The organism is Streptomyces sp. NPDC049541 (assembly GCF_044465725.1).
In the GTDB taxonomy this organism is placed as follows: domain Bacteria; phylum Actinomycetota; class Actinomycetes; order Streptomycetales; family Streptomycetaceae; genus Streptomyces.
This window is the reverse complement of record NZ_JBITLY010000023.1, coordinates 1-15010: the sequence shown is the minus strand read 5'-3', so window position 1 is coordinate 15010 and position 15010 is coordinate 1. Positions and strand designations below refer to the sequence as shown.

Annotated in this window: 14 protein-coding genes and 1 pseudogene; 6 read left to right on the top strand and 9 right to left on the bottom strand. The window is 69.5% G+C overall.

Annotation, left to right across the window (positions count from 1 at the left end; genetic code table 11):
* The first annotated feature begins 21 nt into the window (after positions 1 to 21).
* The 3 genes from ACIBW9_RS42110 (at position 22) to ACIBW9_RS42100 (ending at position 3413) form a co-directional block, all read left to right on the top strand.
* Positions 22 to 963: a sucrase ferredoxin gene (locus ACIBW9_RS42110; RefSeq protein WP_398964044.1), complete on the top strand. Its 942-nt coding sequence runs from the start codon at positions 22 to 24 to the stop codon at positions 961 to 963.
* Positions 964 to 1065: 102 nt separating this feature from the next.
* Positions 1066 to 2736 (top strand): ATP-binding protein, encoded by a 1671-nt coding sequence (locus tag ACIBW9_RS42105; RefSeq protein ID WP_398964041.1) that lies wholly within the window; start codon positions 1066 to 1068, stop codon positions 2734 to 2736.
* The gene (locus ACIBW9_RS42100; protein WP_398964038.1) at positions 2733 to 3413 is read left to right on the top strand and encodes a response regulator; all 681 of its coding nucleotides are present in this window, start codon (positions 2733 to 2735) and stop codon (positions 3411 to 3413) included. Before ACIBW9_RS42105 ends, ACIBW9_RS42100 begins: the two co-directional genes overlap by 4 nt.
* Before the next feature lie 55 nt (positions 3414 to 3468).
* Here ACIBW9_RS42100 and ACIBW9_RS42095 read toward each other — a convergent pair whose 3' ends face one another.
* The 3 genes from ACIBW9_RS42095 to ACIBW9_RS42085 all read right to left on the bottom strand — a co-directional run bounded on the left by ACIBW9_RS42095 (position 3469) and on the right by ACIBW9_RS42085 (position 6268).
* The gene (locus tag ACIBW9_RS42095) at positions 3469 to 4521 is read right to left on the bottom strand and encodes an ABC transporter substrate-binding protein (protein WP_398964035.1); all 1053 of its coding nucleotides are present in this window, start codon (positions 4519 to 4521) and stop codon (positions 3469 to 3471) included.
* Between the two features lie 63 nt (positions 4522 to 4584).
* The gene (locus ACIBW9_RS42090; RefSeq protein WP_398964033.1) at positions 4585 to 5463 is read right to left on the bottom strand and encodes an ABC transporter permease; all 879 of its coding nucleotides are present in this window, start codon (positions 5461 to 5463) and stop codon (positions 4585 to 4587) included.
* Positions 5453 to 6268, bottom strand: a complete 816-nt coding sequence (locus ACIBW9_RS42085; protein ID WP_398964030.1) for an ABC transporter ATP-binding protein — start codon at positions 6266 to 6268, stop codon at positions 5453 to 5455. The genes ACIBW9_RS42090 and ACIBW9_RS42085 overlap by 11 nt, the downstream gene beginning before the upstream one ends.
* Positions 6269 to 6429: 161 nt before the next feature.
* Here ACIBW9_RS42085 and ACIBW9_RS42080 point away from each other — a divergent pair, with 161 nt between their 5' ends.
* On the top strand, positions 6430 to 7122 hold the full coding sequence (locus ACIBW9_RS42080; protein ID WP_398964027.1) for a response regulator: 693 nt from the start codon (positions 6430 to 6432) through the stop codon (positions 7120 to 7122).
* A gap of 92 nt (positions 7123 to 7214) precedes the next feature.
* Here the strand turns inward: ACIBW9_RS42080 and ACIBW9_RS42075 are convergent, their stop codons facing one another.
* The 6 genes from ACIBW9_RS42075 to ACIBW9_RS42050 all read right to left on the bottom strand — a co-directional run bounded on the left by ACIBW9_RS42075 (position 7215) and on the right by ACIBW9_RS42050 (position 14109).
* The gene (locus tag ACIBW9_RS42075; RefSeq protein ID WP_398964024.1) at positions 7215 to 8807 is read right to left on the bottom strand and encodes a cation acetate symporter; all 1593 of its coding nucleotides are present in this window, start codon (positions 8805 to 8807) and stop codon (positions 7215 to 7217) included.
* The gene (locus tag ACIBW9_RS42070; RefSeq protein WP_398964021.1) at positions 8804 to 9361 is read right to left on the bottom strand and encodes a DUF485 domain-containing protein; all 558 of its coding nucleotides are present in this window, start codon (positions 9359 to 9361) and stop codon (positions 8804 to 8806) included. The genes ACIBW9_RS42075 and ACIBW9_RS42070 overlap by 4 nt, the downstream gene beginning before the upstream one ends.
* A 69-nt stretch (positions 9362 to 9430) precedes the next feature.
* Positions 9431 to 10114 carry a response regulator gene (locus ACIBW9_RS42065; protein ID WP_398964018.1) on the bottom strand — a complete coding sequence of 228 codons (684 nt, stop codon included), beginning with the start codon at positions 10112 to 10114 and terminating at the stop codon, positions 9431 to 9433.
* Positions 10111 to 11262: a sensor histidine kinase gene (locus ACIBW9_RS42060; protein WP_398964015.1), complete on the bottom strand. Its 1152-nt coding sequence runs from the start codon at positions 11260 to 11262 to the stop codon at positions 10111 to 10113. Before ACIBW9_RS42060 ends, ACIBW9_RS42065 begins: the two co-directional genes overlap by 4 nt.
* A complete protein-coding gene (locus tag ACIBW9_RS42055) occupies positions 11259 to 11783 on the bottom strand; it encodes a DUF1453 domain-containing protein (RefSeq protein ID WP_398964012.1) in 525 nt (174 codons plus the stop codon). Before ACIBW9_RS42055 ends, ACIBW9_RS42060 begins: the two co-directional genes overlap by 4 nt.
* 202 nt (positions 11784 to 11985) lie before the next feature.
* A complete protein-coding gene (locus ACIBW9_RS42050) occupies positions 11986 to 14109 on the bottom strand; it encodes a type IIA DNA topoisomerase subunit B (RefSeq protein ID WP_398964010.1) in 2124 nt (707 codons plus the stop codon).
* 442 nt (positions 14110 to 14551) lie between these two features.
* On the opposite strand from ACIBW9_RS42050, the gene ACIBW9_RS42045 reads away from it, so the two are divergent.
* Both ACIBW9_RS42045 and ACIBW9_RS42040 read left to right on the top strand, forming a co-directional pair.
* A complete protein-coding gene (locus ACIBW9_RS42045) occupies positions 14552 to 14782 on the top strand; it encodes a hypothetical protein (RefSeq protein ID WP_030945102.1) in 231 nt (76 codons plus the stop codon).
* Between the two features lie 143 nt (positions 14783 to 14925).
* Positions 14926 to 15010 (top strand): annotated as a pseudogene (locus ACIBW9_RS42040) (GntR family transcriptional regulator); the annotation flags it as partial.

Genomic DNA, 15010 nt, shown 5'->3' with positions numbered 1-15010 from the left:
AGTCAGGTTAGGCTCACCTCTGTGAGTACGTGCTCAACCGTCTCCCGGGAGCTCGACGAGCCCCTTTCGGGAACCGCGGCCACCGCGAGGACCTGGCTGCTGCTGGAGCAGCCAGGCCCCTGGGGTGCCAAGGCGCTCACTTCGAGCCACCTCGATCCGGCGCTCGGCCGCGCCCTGGAGGCGGCCGCCAAGGGCACGGGCGTACGTATCGCGCTGATCCGCCGCCCGGGACGGCACGCCGACTGCGGCACTCCCACCATGCGACAGGTGTACGCGGCCCACACCGCACCCGGCAACGCATGGCTGCACTCGGCAACGGTCCGCGATCCGCGGGCTCTGCTCGACCTCGACTTCACCGCGCTCGGCAGAGGCGCGCACCACACCTTCGACACGGCGCTCGATGCCCGACCGCACGCCGGTGCTCCGCTCGCCCTCGTCTGCACCAACGGCAAGCGGGACCGCTGCTGCGCGCTGCTCGGTCGCCCGCTCGCGGCTGAGCTCGCCACCACCGAGCTGGAGGGGGTCTGGGAGGTCACCCATCTGGGTGGCCATCGCTTCTCGCCCACACTGCTCGTCCTTCCGTACGGGTACGCGTACGGCCGCGCAGAGGCCGACGCGGTCAAGGAGGTCCTGCACGGCGTCCGGGAGGGACGGATCGTCGTGGCGGGCTGCCGCGGGCGCTCCGCCTGGGAGCGGCCCGGCCAGGCGGCCGAGCTGGCCGTGCGCTCGGCCGTACGCGAGTACGCGGCGGACGCCCTGAGCGTCGTACGAACGGACGGGGCCGCTCCGCGCTGGCAGGTGATCGTCGCTCACGTGGACGGACGCCGGTGGCGCGTCGAGGTGGCCCAGGGCGCGGCCCTGCCGCCCCGCCCGGAGAGCTGTGGGACGTCGATTCTCGGTTCACCTGCGCGGATGGAGGTCTTGGCGGTGCACGAGCTCAGCATGACCGCGCTCGCGAGTTGACCGGTCCGATCAATGCTTCGGCCGCTCGGCTCAGCATTGATCAAGAGATGCATGCCACAACCCCCTACGGCAGCTCCGCGGCGCCCACGTACCGTCGTGGGTATGAGCCCCACTCCCCCCACCCGCCGCCTGCGCCTCGGTCTGCCGAAGCGGGTGTTCTCGCAAGTGCTGTTGATGCAGGTGGCGATCGCCGCGGGAGTCGCGGTGCTCGCGACCGGACTGTTCCTGGCTCCGCTGAGCAAGCAGCTCGACGAGGAGGCGATGCGCCGGGCACTGGCCATCGCCGAGACCACGGCGCAGAACCCGCAGATCGCCGAGGGGGTCCTGCACACCCCGCCGACCAGGGACGGCCCAGTGCAGAAGGAAGCCGAGCGGATCCGGCGCGCCACTCATGCCGAGTACATCGTGGTGCTGGACGACCGTTGGATCCGCTGGTCGCATCCCACGCCGAGCGAGATCGGCCACCAGGTCTCCACCAGCCCGAAGGAAGCTCTGGCCGGCAACGAGGTCATGGAGATCGACAAGGGCACCCTGGGCCGCTCGGCCCGGGGCAAGGTGCCCCTGCGGGACTCCCACGGCAAGATCATCGGGGCGGTCTCGGTCGGGATCAAGTACGACAGCGTGCGGGCCGACCTCATCGGCGCGATCCCTGGGCTGCTCGCCTACGCCGGCGGCGCACTGGCGGTCGGCGCACTGGCCGCCTGGCTGATCTCACGGCGGGTCCAGCGGCAGACCCGCGACCTGGCCTTCTCGGACATCTCGGCGCTGCTCGCGGAGCGCGAGGCGATGCTGCACGGCATCCGGGAGGGCGTCGTCGCCCTCGACCGGGCCGGTCGGATACGCCTCCTGAACGACGAGGCACACCGGCTGCTGAGCATCGAGGCAGATGCCGTCGGACGGTCCCCCGACGAGGCGCTCGGCGAAGGGCGCACGGCCGACATCCTGGCCGGCCGGGTGACGGGCACCGACCTGCTCACCGTGCGCGGCCAGCGCGTCCTGGTCGCCAACCGCATGCCCACCGACGACGGCGGCGCGGTGGCCACCCTGCGCGACCGCACCGAACTCGAGCAACTCGGCCGGGAACTCGACTCGACACGCGGCCTGATCGACGCCCTGCGCGCCCAGGACCACGAGCACGCCAACCGTATGCACACCCTCCTGGGGCTGCTCGAACTGGAGATGTACGACGATGCCGTGGAGTTCGTCGGAGAGGTGGTCGGAGACCACCGGGTCACGGCCGAACAGGTCACCGAGAAGATCCAGGACCCGCTGATCGCCGCTCTGCTGGTCGGCAAGGCGACCGTCGCGGCCGAGCGCGGTGTCGCCCTGTGGGTCTCGGACCAGACGCGGCTCCCGGACCGGCTGATCGACCCCAGGGGGCTCGTCACGATCGTCGGGAACCTGGTGGACAACGCGCTCGACGCGGTCGCCGGCACCCTCCACGCGCGCGTGGAGGTCGAGTTGCGCACCGAAGGGCGGACCGCCGTCCTCAGGGTGCGCGACACCGGGCCCGGAATCCCGGCGGAACAACACGAGTTGATCTTCACTGACGGGTGGTCCACGAAGGAACCACCCGCACACCGCAAGCGCGGCATCGGCCTGTCCATGGTGCGCAGGCTCGCGGAGCGGCAGGGCGGCAGCGCGACGGTGGGCGAAGCGGGCGGTGGCGGCGCGGAGTTCACCGTCGTCCTGCCGGAGGCGCTGACCGAGCCGGCGCCGGAGCCTGCCCTCACGGCGACCGCGGACACGACCGCCAAGGAGGAGTCGCGATGATCGAGGTCCTGGTCGTGGACGACGACACCAGGGTCGCCCAGGTCAACGCCGCCTACGTCGGGAAGGTGCCGGGTTTCCACGTGGCAGGCGAGGCGCACAGCGCCGCCGAGGCGCTGCGTCAACTGGAGACGCTGCCCCGTCTCGACCTGGTCCTCATGGACCACTACCTGCCCGACGACACGGGTCTCGCGGTCGTCCAGGAGATGCGCCGTCGCGGCCACCAGACCGACGTGATCATGGTGACGGCGGCCCGTGACGTGTCGACCGTGCAGGCCGCGATGCGGCACGGCGCGCTGCAGTACCTGGTCAAGCCGTTCGCCTTCGCGGGACTTCGCGCCAAGCTGGAGGCGTACGCGGAGCTGCGCCGCACGCTCGACGGCGGCGGCGAGGCGGAGCAGGCCGAGGTGGACCGCATCTTCGGTGCCCTGTCGGCCTCTGCGGAGCCGGGGCTGCCCAAGGGCCACTCCCCGACCACCGCGGAGCTCGTACGTCAGTCCCTGATGAGCGCCGAAGGGCCGCTGTCGGCCCAGGAGATCGCCGACCGTACGGGAGTGAGCCGGCAGACCGCCCAGCGCTATCTGAAGCTCCTGGAGCGCACGGGACGGGCCCGGCTCACCCTGAAATACGGCGACGCGGGCCGCCCTGAACACCGTTACGTGTGGGCGACCCGCGCCTGAGGGCACGGCCGGTGGGGGCGGGGGAAGGGGCCGTGCCCTTTCCCTACATACGGATTCAGCCCGTGGCCTTCTCCACGAACTCGGTGGTGAACGTCTTGCCCAGATCCACCTTGGCGTTCTTGATGTTGGGGTTGAACGCCTTGAGGACCTTCTCGACGGTCTCGGGGCCGTCCTTGGGCATGACGCCGTCCTTGGTAAACATCGGCAGCGTGCTCTTGATGGCCGCCGCGTAGAGGACCTTGTTGCCCTGCGAGTAGTCGGCGGGCATCTTGTCGGCGATCTGCGTCGAGCTGTGGGTGGACATCCACTTGAGCGTCTTGACGAATGCATTGGCCAACTTCTGGACGGTGTCCTTGTGACTGTTGACCCAGTCCGTCTGCATGTACAGGCTTGACGACGGGTACGGGCCGCCGAGCGCCTCCTGGGAGCCCTCCGGTGTCCGCATGTCGAGGAGGACCTTGCCCGCCTTCTTGTCGAGGATGGTGGCGACGGTCGGGTCGGTTGTCATGCCACCGTCGATGGCCCCCTTCTGGAGCGCAGAGATGAAGGTCGGTCCCGCGCCGACGGCGACCGGCGTGAAGTCGCTGACGTTCACTCCGTTCTTGACGGCGAGGTACTTGGTGAGGAAGTCGGTCGACGAGCCGAGACCGGTGATCCCGAGCTTCTTCCCCTTGAAGTCCTTGGGCGTCTTGATGTCTCCCGCCGCCTTGCTGGAGACGATCTCGACCTCGCCGGGCGCGTGCGAGAACTGCACCACGGACTCCACCGACTTGCCCTTGGTCTGCAGGTCGAGGGTGTGGTCGTAGAAGCCGACGGCCCCCTGGACCTGCCCGGAGACGAGCGCGGTCTCGGCCTGGACACCGGCGGGCTCGCTCAGCATCTCCACATCGAGGCCCTCCGCGTCGAAGTAGCCGAGGCGCTGGGTGAGCATCGCGGGCAGGTAGATGACCTTGTCGAGGCCACCGACCATGATCTTGACCTTCGTGCCCTTGCCGTCGCCCTTGCTGGTGGTGGCGGTACTGGCCGCCTCGTTCGCACAGGCGGTGAGGGCGGAGAGGGTGAGCAGGCCGGCGGCGGCCAGGGTGGTGTATCTGGCGGACTTGCGCATGGAGGGTTCACGTCCTTGTGAGAGGGCGGTGCGGGAAAGACGGGGGGTGGCTTGTGAGGGTGGTCAGCTGTCGGAACCCGACGGCTTCCACCGGAAGATGCGGCGCTCGGCGAAGGTCAGCAGCCCCTCGGCGGCGAGTGCGACGACGGCGAGGATGACCATGGCCGCGTAGACACCCGCGGTGTTGAAGGTCCCCTGCGACTGCGAGATGAGCAGGCCGACGCCCTTGGTCGCGCCGATGTACTCGCCGACGATGGCGCCGATGAGGGCGAACCCGAAGCTGACATGGAGGCTGGTGAAGATCCACGAGGTGGCGGACGGGACGACCACCTGAAGCGTCACCCTGCGGTCACTCGCGCCGAGGATCCGGGCGTTGGAGACAAGGTTGCGGTCGACCTCGCGGGCGCCCTGGAACGCGTTGAAGAAGACCGGGAAGAAGACCAGGACGACCGCCGACGCGACCTTGGAGGCGGGACCGAGCCCGAACCAGATCATGAAGATCGGAGCAAGGACGATCCTGGGTATCGAGTTGAGCACCTTGATGTATGGACCAAGAACGTCGGCGAGGAAGGTGATCCGCCCCAGGGTGATGCCGAACAGCACACCGGCGATCACACCGAGGACCCAGCCGAGCAGCGCCTCGTACAGCGTGTACCAGATCTGCTCGCCCAGGGACCCGATGGCGGTCCCGTGCGTCACCCAGGTGTAGATCTGGTCCCAGACCCTCGAGGGCATTGAGAAGTTGAACGGGTCGATGACCTCGGTCCGGGCGAGCAGCTCCCACAGGCCGAGCACGGCGACCAGGAGCAGTACGCGGGTGACCGTGACGACGATCTTGCGTCTACGGGCGGCACGCGCGCGTGACTGCGCCCGGTCCGTCTTGTTTCCGGGCTCGGCCATGGTCAGCGCGACCTGTGCCTCGGGCATGACGTCAGGCGACATGGGCGGCACCCCTCTCACGGGTGATGCGGACCTCTTCGCCGAGGGACTCCCAGATCTCGCGGTAGATCTCGATGAACCGCGACTCCAGACGCACCGACTCGACCTTGCGCGGCCGCGGCAGGTCGATGTCGAAGACCTGCTTCACAGTGGCCGGGCCTGCCGTCATGACGACGACCTTGTCGGCCAGCGCGATCGACTCCTCCAAGTCGTGTGTGACGAAGACCACGGAGGCACCCGTGCCCTCCCACAGCTCGAGCAACTCGTCCGACATGAGCGCCCTGGTCTGCACGTCGAGCGCCGAGAACGGCTCGTCCATCAGCAGGATCTCGGGGTCGTTGACGAAGGTCGCGGCGAGCGCGACACGCTTGCGCTGGCCGCCGGAGAGCTGGTGCGGGTAGCGGTCCTCGAAGGCGGCGAGCCCGACCCGGGCCAGCCACTCACGCGCCTTCTCCTTCGCCTCCGCCTTGGGCACACCGCGAAAACGCGGGCCCGCCATGACATTCGACAGCACGGTGCGCCAGGGGAAGGTGGCGTCCTGCTGGAAGACGAAACCGACCTTGTCGCCGACGCCGCGAACCGGCTCCCCGGCAACCAGAACCTCGCCCTCGGTGGGCTCCTCCAACCCGCTGACCAGCGTCAACGTGGTCGACTTGCCGCACCCCGTGGGGCCGACGACCGCCACGAACTCGCCACGCCCGACCGTGAGGTCCAGCTCCCTGACGGCCGTGTGCAGACCCCCCGACGGGGTCCTGAAGATCTTGCTCGCGCCCCGCAGCTGGATGGCGGGGCTGGTGTCTGCGCTCATGGCCGGGGACGGTAGATGTGGCCCGGGCCACAGCAGCAGCCTTGTGAGCGCATGCCGTTCTTTTGCTTGCAACAGCCTGTTGTGCTCGTTTTGCGCGCGCTACAACAGCGGAGCCGAAACACGGGCTTAACGCTCGCCAGGCCTTGACAGAAAGAGGCCCGATGATTGACGTCCTGGTCGTGGACGACGACTTCCGCGTCGCCGAGATCAACGCCAAGTACGTGGGAAAGGTTCCCGGCTTCCGGGTCGCCGCCCGCGCACACAGTGCTGCCCAGGCCCTGGCCGGTGTGCAGCGCGGGACCATCGACCTGGTCCTGCTCGACCACTACCTGCCCGACCAGACGGGCCTCGAACTCGTCCACCGCATGCGGGAACAGGGCCTCGGCACGGATGTCATCATGATCACCGCGGCTGGCGACGTGGCGACCGTGCAGGCCGCGATGCGCCTCGGCGCGCTGCACTATCTGGTCAAGCCGTTCACCTTCGCCGCCCTGCGCACCCGCCTCGACTCCTACGCCGCGCTGCGCCGCACCGTCGACCGCGTCGGCGGCCGCGGCATCACAGGCCAGGAACAGGTGGACCGGATCTTCGGCGCCCTGCGCACCACGCCGGCGCAGTCGTCACCAGGCCTGCCGAGCGGCCACTCGGAACCGACGACCGACCTGATCTGCCGGGTCCTGTACCACGCCGAACACCCGCTCTCGGCCCACGAGGTGGCCGCGGAGACCGGCCTGAGCCGTTCCACCGCCCAGCGCTACCTCCGCCACCTCGAACAGGCCGGCCGCCTCCGCCTCTCCCTCAAGTACGGCGACACGGGACGCCCGGAACACCGGTACGCATGGGTGACGCCGTAGCCCGAAGCCGGCGCCGTACGCATACGAAACCGCAGCAGGTGTACGACCACGATCAGGCGTGTGTCCTACGACGATGAGGGCGGCGGAGTTCCCTAGGCGGCCCCCGCCCCCGTCAGCGCCCGCACCTCGGTCTCCGCGTGCTTGGCCTCGTCGGGGACCTCGTCGGAGGTGACCGTGCCGAGCCAGCCCGCGAGGAAGCCCATCGGGATCGACACGAGACCGGGGTTCTGCAGCGGGAAGTACTGGAAGTCGACGGCCGGGAACAGCGATTCCGGACTGCCCGAGACCACCGGCGACAGCACGACCAGGGCCAGGGCCGGGACCAGCCCGCCGTACACGGCCCACACGGCACCGCGGGTGGTGAAGCCGCGCCAGAACAGTGAGTAGAGCAGTACCGGGAGGTTCGCGGACGCGGCGACCGCGAAGGCGAGGCCCACCAGGAAGGCGATATTGAGGTCACGGGCCAGCAGGCCGAGGGCGATCGCGACCGCGCCGATGCCGACCGAGGCGACGCGCGCCACGGCCACTTCGCTGCGCGGCTCGGCGCGGCCGCGCCGCAGTGACGCGTACAGGTCGTGGGCCACGGACGCCGAGGAGGCGAGTGTGAGTCCGGCGACCACCGCAAGGATCGTGGCGAAGGCGACGGCGGCGACGATCGCGAAGAGAACCGTTCCTGCGGTGGAGTTCGCGCCACCGCCCAGAGCGAGCGCCAGGAGCGGGACGGCTGTGTTCCCGGCCGCGCTCGACTCGCGTACCGCATCCGGCCCCACGATCGCGGCCGCCCCGAAGCCGAGGACGATCGTCATCAGGTAGAAGCCGCCGATGAGCCCGATCGACCAGAGCACCGAGCACCGCGCCGCCCGGGCGGTGGGCACCGTGTAGAAGCGGGACAGAATGTGCGGCAGCCCTGCGGTGCCCAGCACCAGGGCCAGCCCCAGGCTGATGAAGTCCAGGCGGGCGGTCCAGTCCCCGCCGTACTTCAGCCCCGGGGCCAGGAACGCGTCGCCGTGCCCACTGCGCGCGGCCGCCGTCAGCAGCAGCCGGTCGAAGTCGCCGTGGAACCGCAGCAGGACGAGCACGGTCAACGCGACCGTACCGGCGAGCAGCAGCACCGCCTTGACGATCTGGATCCAGGTGGTGGCCCGCATCCCCCCCAGCGACACATAGATCACCATGAGCGCACCGACACCGATGACAGTCCAGGCCCGCGCAGCCGTGCTCGTATCCCCGAGCAGCAGCGCGACCAGGCTGCCCGCCCCCACCATCTGCGCCACCAGATACAGGACGGACACGGTGATCGAGGACGTTCCCGCCGCGATCCGCACGGGCCGCTCGCTCATGCGTGCCGCGACCACGTCGGCGAGCGTGAACCGCCCGCAGTTGCGCACGAGTTCGGCGACGAGGAAGAGCACCACCAGCCAGGCGACGAGGAAGCCGACCACGTACAGCAGTCCGTCGTATCCGAACAGCGCGATGAGCCCTGTGACGCCCAGGAAGGAAGCGGCCGACATGTAGTCGCCCGCGATGGCAAAACCATTCTCCATGGGAGAGAAAAGTCGCCCGCCCGCGTAGAACTCCTCCGCCGAGCCCTGCCGGTTGCGGCTCACCCACGTCGTGATCGCCAGGGTGATGGCGACGAACACGCTGAACAGAAGCAGCGCAAGCGTCTGATGGCCGCCCGTCACAGCGCACCACCCCCGACTCCGCGGGTCAACTCCTGTGTGTTCCATCGCAGTTCGAGCGCGGCCCGGTCGCGGCGCAGCCGCGCATGCCGGGCGTAGGCCCACGCGAACAGGAAGGTGCTGAGGAACTGCCCGAGCCCGGCGAGCATCGCCACGTTCATGGCGCCGGCCACGCGATGCGCCATCAGAGCGGGCGCGGCGGTGGCGGTCACGAGGTAGGCCACGTACCAGACGAGGAAGACAGCGACTCCCGGCACGGCGAACCTGAGGTATCTGCTGCGCACCTCCTGGAACTCCGCGCTGCGCTGCACCTCGAGATACACGTCGGCCGCAGCGGCCGTCTCGTCCTCGTTCGGCCGGCTTGCGGGCCCGGCCTCGGCTACGGCACCTCCGACGCCGTCCGCCTCGCCCCATCCGGAGGCAAGTGCGTCGTACCACGGGTCGTCGTACCTCGCACCTCCGGAAGCCTCTGCAGGGGACGAGTCGTGATCGCGGTGCCCGGCCGAACCATCGGCGCCACCCCCGCCTCCGCAGGGACGGCCATTGCTTGACTGCATGCCCAAGGATGGACAGAACGGATGGATCCCGGACTCTGCTTCTCCGCGCTCTTCACCCCATCAGGTGACTCATCCCGCCGGTGGCCGTGCGAGCCCCTTCGCATAGGCGTAACGCACCGCCTGGGCACGGTCCTTGAGCCCCGTCTTGGCGAAGAGGTTGTTGATGTGAGTCTTCACGGTCGCGGTGGAGACATGCAGCTTGCGGGCGATCTCCTGGTTGCTGAGGCCGTCGGCGATCAGCAGCAGCACCTCGGTCTCGCGCGCGGTGAGCCCGTCCGGCGCTTCCGACACAGCCGGCGGCTGCGGCTCCGGGCCGGACAGCCGTTCCAGCAGCCGCCGCTGGATGCTCGGCGACAGCCCGGCGTCCCCGGACAGCACGCTGTGCACGGCCCGTACGATCTCGTCCCCGCCCGCGTCCTTGGTGAGATAGCCCCGTGCCCCCGCCCGCAACGCCGGGAACAGCGACTCGTCATCCGCGTACGTCGTGAGCACCACGACCTGCGTCCCGGGGTACTCCGCGCGAATGCGCCGGGTCGCCTCCACACCGTCGCAGCGCGGCATGCGCAGGTCCATCAGCACCACGTCCGGGGCGAGTTCCGCGACGAGTTGCACGGCCTCGTCCCCGTCCCCCGCGGCCCCGACGACCTCGACCCCGGGCAACAGGCCCAGCAGCATCACGATGCCCTCACGCACCACGGTCTGGTCGTCCGCGACCACCACGCGCGCGGGCCGCTGCTCCGCCCCTTCCGTCATACGGGCACCTTCAGCGTCACCGCGAACCCCTCCTCGTCCGGCCCGGCCTCCAGCGAGCCACCCAACAGCTCGGCACGCTCGCGCATGCCCAGCAGACCGTACCCGGCGCCGGCCCCCGCGAGTTCGCCTGGCGTACCGCCGGAGTCCCGTACATCCAGCGTCACTTGATGGTCGCTGTAGTCCAGCCGCACCCGCACCTTGGCCCCTGGCGCGTGCTTGCGCACGTTCGTCAGGGCTTCCTGCGCGACCCTGCGCACGGCCTGCGACGCCTCCGCGGGCAGTTGTCTGCGCTCACCCGTAATGGTGACCTCGGCACCGGCCGACGTACCGACGAGCTGCGAGAGGAAGTCCTCCAGCGGAGTCAGCTCCCCGCGCAGCGCCGAGAGCGCCTGCCGCGTCTCGTCGAGACCGTCACGGGCCATCCCCCTGGCCGCCACCACCCGCTCCAGGATCTGGTCCCGGCCGGCGCCCCGCTCGATGAGCAGCCGGGCTGCCTCGAGGTGTACGAGCTGGGCCGAGAGGCTGTGCGCCAGCACGTCATGGATCTCCCGTGCGATCCGGGCCCGCTCCGCGAGCGCCGCCGACTCCGCCTCAGCGGCCCGGGCGGCACGCTCCTGGGCGAGCAGGCGCTGGGCGCTGCCGCGGGCTTCGGCGTCGAGGCGCAGGACGTAGCCGGCCAGGGCCAGGCCCGCCGTCGTGGCCGCCGTGGTCAGCCACACGTCGTTGTTGACCGCGGCGTAGGACGCGAGGGCCACGGAGGCCGTCGGCCAGGCGACCGCCAGCGGCAGCCGTTCCAGTGCGGTGACGGCGCACCCGCACCACAGGACGAGCGCCGGTGCCCGGAAGCCCACGGCCTGGGCGCCGACGGCCAGTCCCAGAAGCGCAAGCATGATGCCGAGGGAGGGCCACAGCCTGTGCTCGAACGTGGTCCGGTAAAGGGCCCAGGCGAGTACCCCGGCCACGACCACACCGAGGCCACCCACGACCGTCACCCAGCCGTGGACCCGGCTGCTGTTGAAGGCGCCCCACAGCAGGATGGCGAGGGCGAACAACCTCACGACCCAGGCGAGCATGCGCCGAGGTCGCGAGATACCTGCCCGCCCGAGCGCCTCCCGCGAGGGCCAGCGCATCCAGGCGTTCTGCGTCACACGCGCTCCTTCCGCGCGGGGCGGACCATGAAGTCACCGTACGCCGTGCCCCCACCGTCCGCGGGAGCCACGGACTGCGCCCGCCAGACCAGGATCCCGGAGCGGACCAGCAGGGTGGCCGCGAGGGCGACGAGCAGGGCCGAGCTGTCCTGACGGACGCCGAAGGCCGCACCGAGCGCGAAGAGGCCGACGCGCAGGGCGATACCGACGATCCAGACCGTCACGCTCGCCTTGGTGCTCTTGCTCCACACGGTGCCGTCCGGCTCCGCCCATATTCGGGTCGTCCAGGCCCATCCCGCCCCGGTGGCAAGGCCGACCAGCAGTTCGGCGCCCAGCAGGACGACCGACTCCGTGCGGTGGTGGGCGTCGAGGATGCCGGGCTCGCGGAGCGCCACGACGGCGAGGATCACAGGCAACAGCCACCAACGCCTGCCCGTCCCGATCTGCTGCGCGCGGAACTGGCGCACGACGACGAGCACGACGACAGCCGCGATCGCCAGCGCGTTGACGAGCCCGGACATCAGAGCCTCCGTGAGCGAAGAGGGGAGTCGGCAGCGAGTGCTGTCGGCTCCTTCGACGCTACGGAAGTCCGCAGGTCAGCAGATCGGAGCAGGGGTGGATCGTGGGTGGATCCGCAAACGGCTGTCGGCTCCACCCACGGGTGGAGCCGACGTACGACGACCATGGTCGACCCGGCCAAGCCCTTCGGCCCGGGCCCAACGGCTATGCGTCGATGCGCGACCGGTCCAGCGTCGCCGCCGAGCTGGAGATGAACTCCTTGCGCGGTGCCACGTCGTTGCCCATCAGCAGATCGAAGACCGTCTCCGCGGAGTCCAGGTCGGAGAGGTTGATCCGGCGCAGGGTGCGGTGCCGCGGGTCCATGGTGGTCTCGGCCAGTTGGTCGGCGTCCATCTCGCCGAGGCCCTTGTACCGCTGGATGGAGTCCTTGTAGCGGATGCCCTTGCTCTGGAACTCCAGCAGCTTGTCGCGCAATTCACGGTCCGAGTACGTGTAGACGTACTTGTCCTGGCCCTTCTTCGGCTGGACGATCTCGATGCGGTGCAGCGGCGGCACGGCGGCGAAGACCCGGCCCGCCTCGACCATGGGCCGCATGTACCGGTGGAAGAGCGTCAGCAGCAGGGTGCGGATGTGCGAGCCGTCCACATCGGCGTCGGTCATCATGATGATCTTGCCGTAGCGGGCCGCGTCGATGTCGAACGTCCGGCCCGAGCCGGCTCCTATGACCTGGATGATCGCGCCGCACTCGGCGTTCTTGAGCATGTCGGTCACGGACGACTTCTGGACGTTGAGGATCTTGCCGCGGATCGGCAGCAGCGCCTGGAACTCGGAGTTCCGCGCGAGCTTGGCGGTGCCGAGCGCGGAGTCCCCCTCGACGATGAACAGCTCGCTGCGGTCCACGTCGTCACTGCGGCAGTCGGCGAGCTTCGCGGGCAGCGACGAGGACTCCAGGGCCGTCTTCCGGCGCTGGGCGTCCTTGTGCTGGCGGGCCGCGATGCGCGTCCGGGCGGCGGCAACGGCCTTCTCCATGACCACACGGGCCTGCGCTGCGGCATCCCGCTTCGTGGAGGTCAGGAACGCCTTGAGTTCCTTGGAGATCACGGTGTTCACGATGCGCCGGGCCGCCGAGGTGCCGAGGACCTCCTTGGTCTGGCCCTCGAACTGGGGCTCGGCAAGGCGGACGGTGACCACCGCGGTGAGGCCCTCGAGGGCGTCGTCCTTGACGATGTCGTCCTCGGCGACGCGCAGCAGCTTCTTCGCGCGCAGCACCTCGTTCATCGTCTTGGTGACCGCCTGCTCGAAGCCGGCGACGTGGGTGCCTCCCTTGGGGGTGGCGATGATGTTGACGAACGACTTCAGGGTCGTGTCGTAGCCGGTGCCCCAGCGCATCGCGACGTCGACGCCGAGTTCACGGGTGACCTCGGTGGGCGTCATCTGGCCGTGGTCGTCCAGGACCGGGACCGTCTCCTTGAAGGTGCCCTGGCCGGAGAAGCGGAGGACGTCGTTGACCGGCTTGTCGCTCGCCAGGTACTCGCAGAACTCACTGATGCCGCCGTCGAAGCGGAAGGACTCCTCACCCTTGCTGCCGCCCTCGCCGAGCCCGAACTCGTCCCGGACGACGATGCTCAGGCCGGGCACCAGGAACGCCGTCTGACGGGCGCGCTGGTGCAGGTTCTCCAGGGAGAGCTTGGCGTCCTTGAGGAAGATCTGGCGGTCGGCCCAGTACCGCACGCGCGTTCCGCTGCGGGTCTTGGGGATCCGCTTGGCCTTGCGCAGCCCACTGGTGGCCTCGAACTTGGCATCGGGGCCGTTCGCGCCGAAGGCACCCGGCACGCCACGGCGGAAGCTGATCGCGTGGGTGTGGCCGCCGCGGTCCACCTCGACGTCCAGACGCGCCGACAGGGCGTTCACCACGGAGGCGCCCACACCGTGCAGACCGCCGGAGGCCGCGTAGGAGCCACCGCCGAACTTGCCGCCGGCGTGCAGCTTGGTCATGACGACCTCGACGCCGGAAAGACCGGTCTTGGGCTCGACGTCGACCGGGATGCCCCGGCCGTTGTCCCGGACCTCCACCGAACCGTCGTCGTGGAGGATCACCTCGATGTGGTCGCAGTAGCCCCCGAGGGCCTCGTCGACGGAGTTGTCGATGATCTCCCACAGGCAGTGCATCAGACCGCGGCTGTCGGTGGACCCGATGTACATGCCCGGGCGCTTGCGCACGGCCTCGAGCCCCTCAAGGACGAGCAGGTGCCGCGCGGTGTAGTTGGAACCGTCCCGGTCTGCTCCTGCCAGCAGCGCTGTGGACGGCACGGACGTCTCGGCGGTCACGCGGTTCGCTCCTCGCTGAATTTCAGGTGGGGTCCTGGTGGGTAAGGACCCGGCTTCGGTCGCCGTCAAGAGGGTACCGAGGCCTGGTAGAGCCGTTGTAACGCCACCCTCGTCTGGAGTTAAGACTAGTCCAGAGTCGCATACATGTTCGATCCCTCGATGGAGTGAAGTACATATCACGTTCCCTTCGAGGCATGAACCATTTAGGCTCCGGGCACGTCCTCATGAACAACCGGCAAGCCAGCCGGGAGGACCTGACATTGACAGACTGCGCGAACCCGTACGACACACAGACACGCAATACGGCACATTCGCCGCCAACCGGCAGCAGACAGCCGGCCTCGAAAGATTTTTTCGAGGAAAAGCCCGGGGCGGGAACGTTTTAGGGCTGGTTGGATGTTGACCCTGGTACGACAGCTCGTCGAGCTAGAGAAGAGGCGACGTGACTACTGTTCTGACCCCCGCGAGCCCACTGACGGCCGCCGATCGCTGCGACCGCTGTGGCGCGCAGGCCTACGTGCGCGTTGTCCTGCTCAGCGGCGGAGAACTGCTCTTCTGCGCCCACCACGGCCGCAAGTTCGAGCCGGAACTCAAGAAGATCGCCGCTGAGATACAGGACGAGACGGAGCGGCTGACGTCCGTTCCGGCATCCGCCTCCGAAGAAGAGCGCTGATACCTCGCACATACGACGAGCCAGCTCCGGCACAGGCCGGTACGGGCGGGGGGGGGGGGGGGGGGGGGGGGGGGGGGGGGGGGCGCGCCCGCCCCCCCCCCCCCCCCCCCCCCCCCCCCCCCCCCCCCCCCCCTCGCCGAGGGGACCCGCTGTACTGGCGCGTCGCGACAAAGCTGCTCGGCGAGTTGCGCGACGGCACCGTCCCGCCCGGTGAACGGCTGCCGGGCG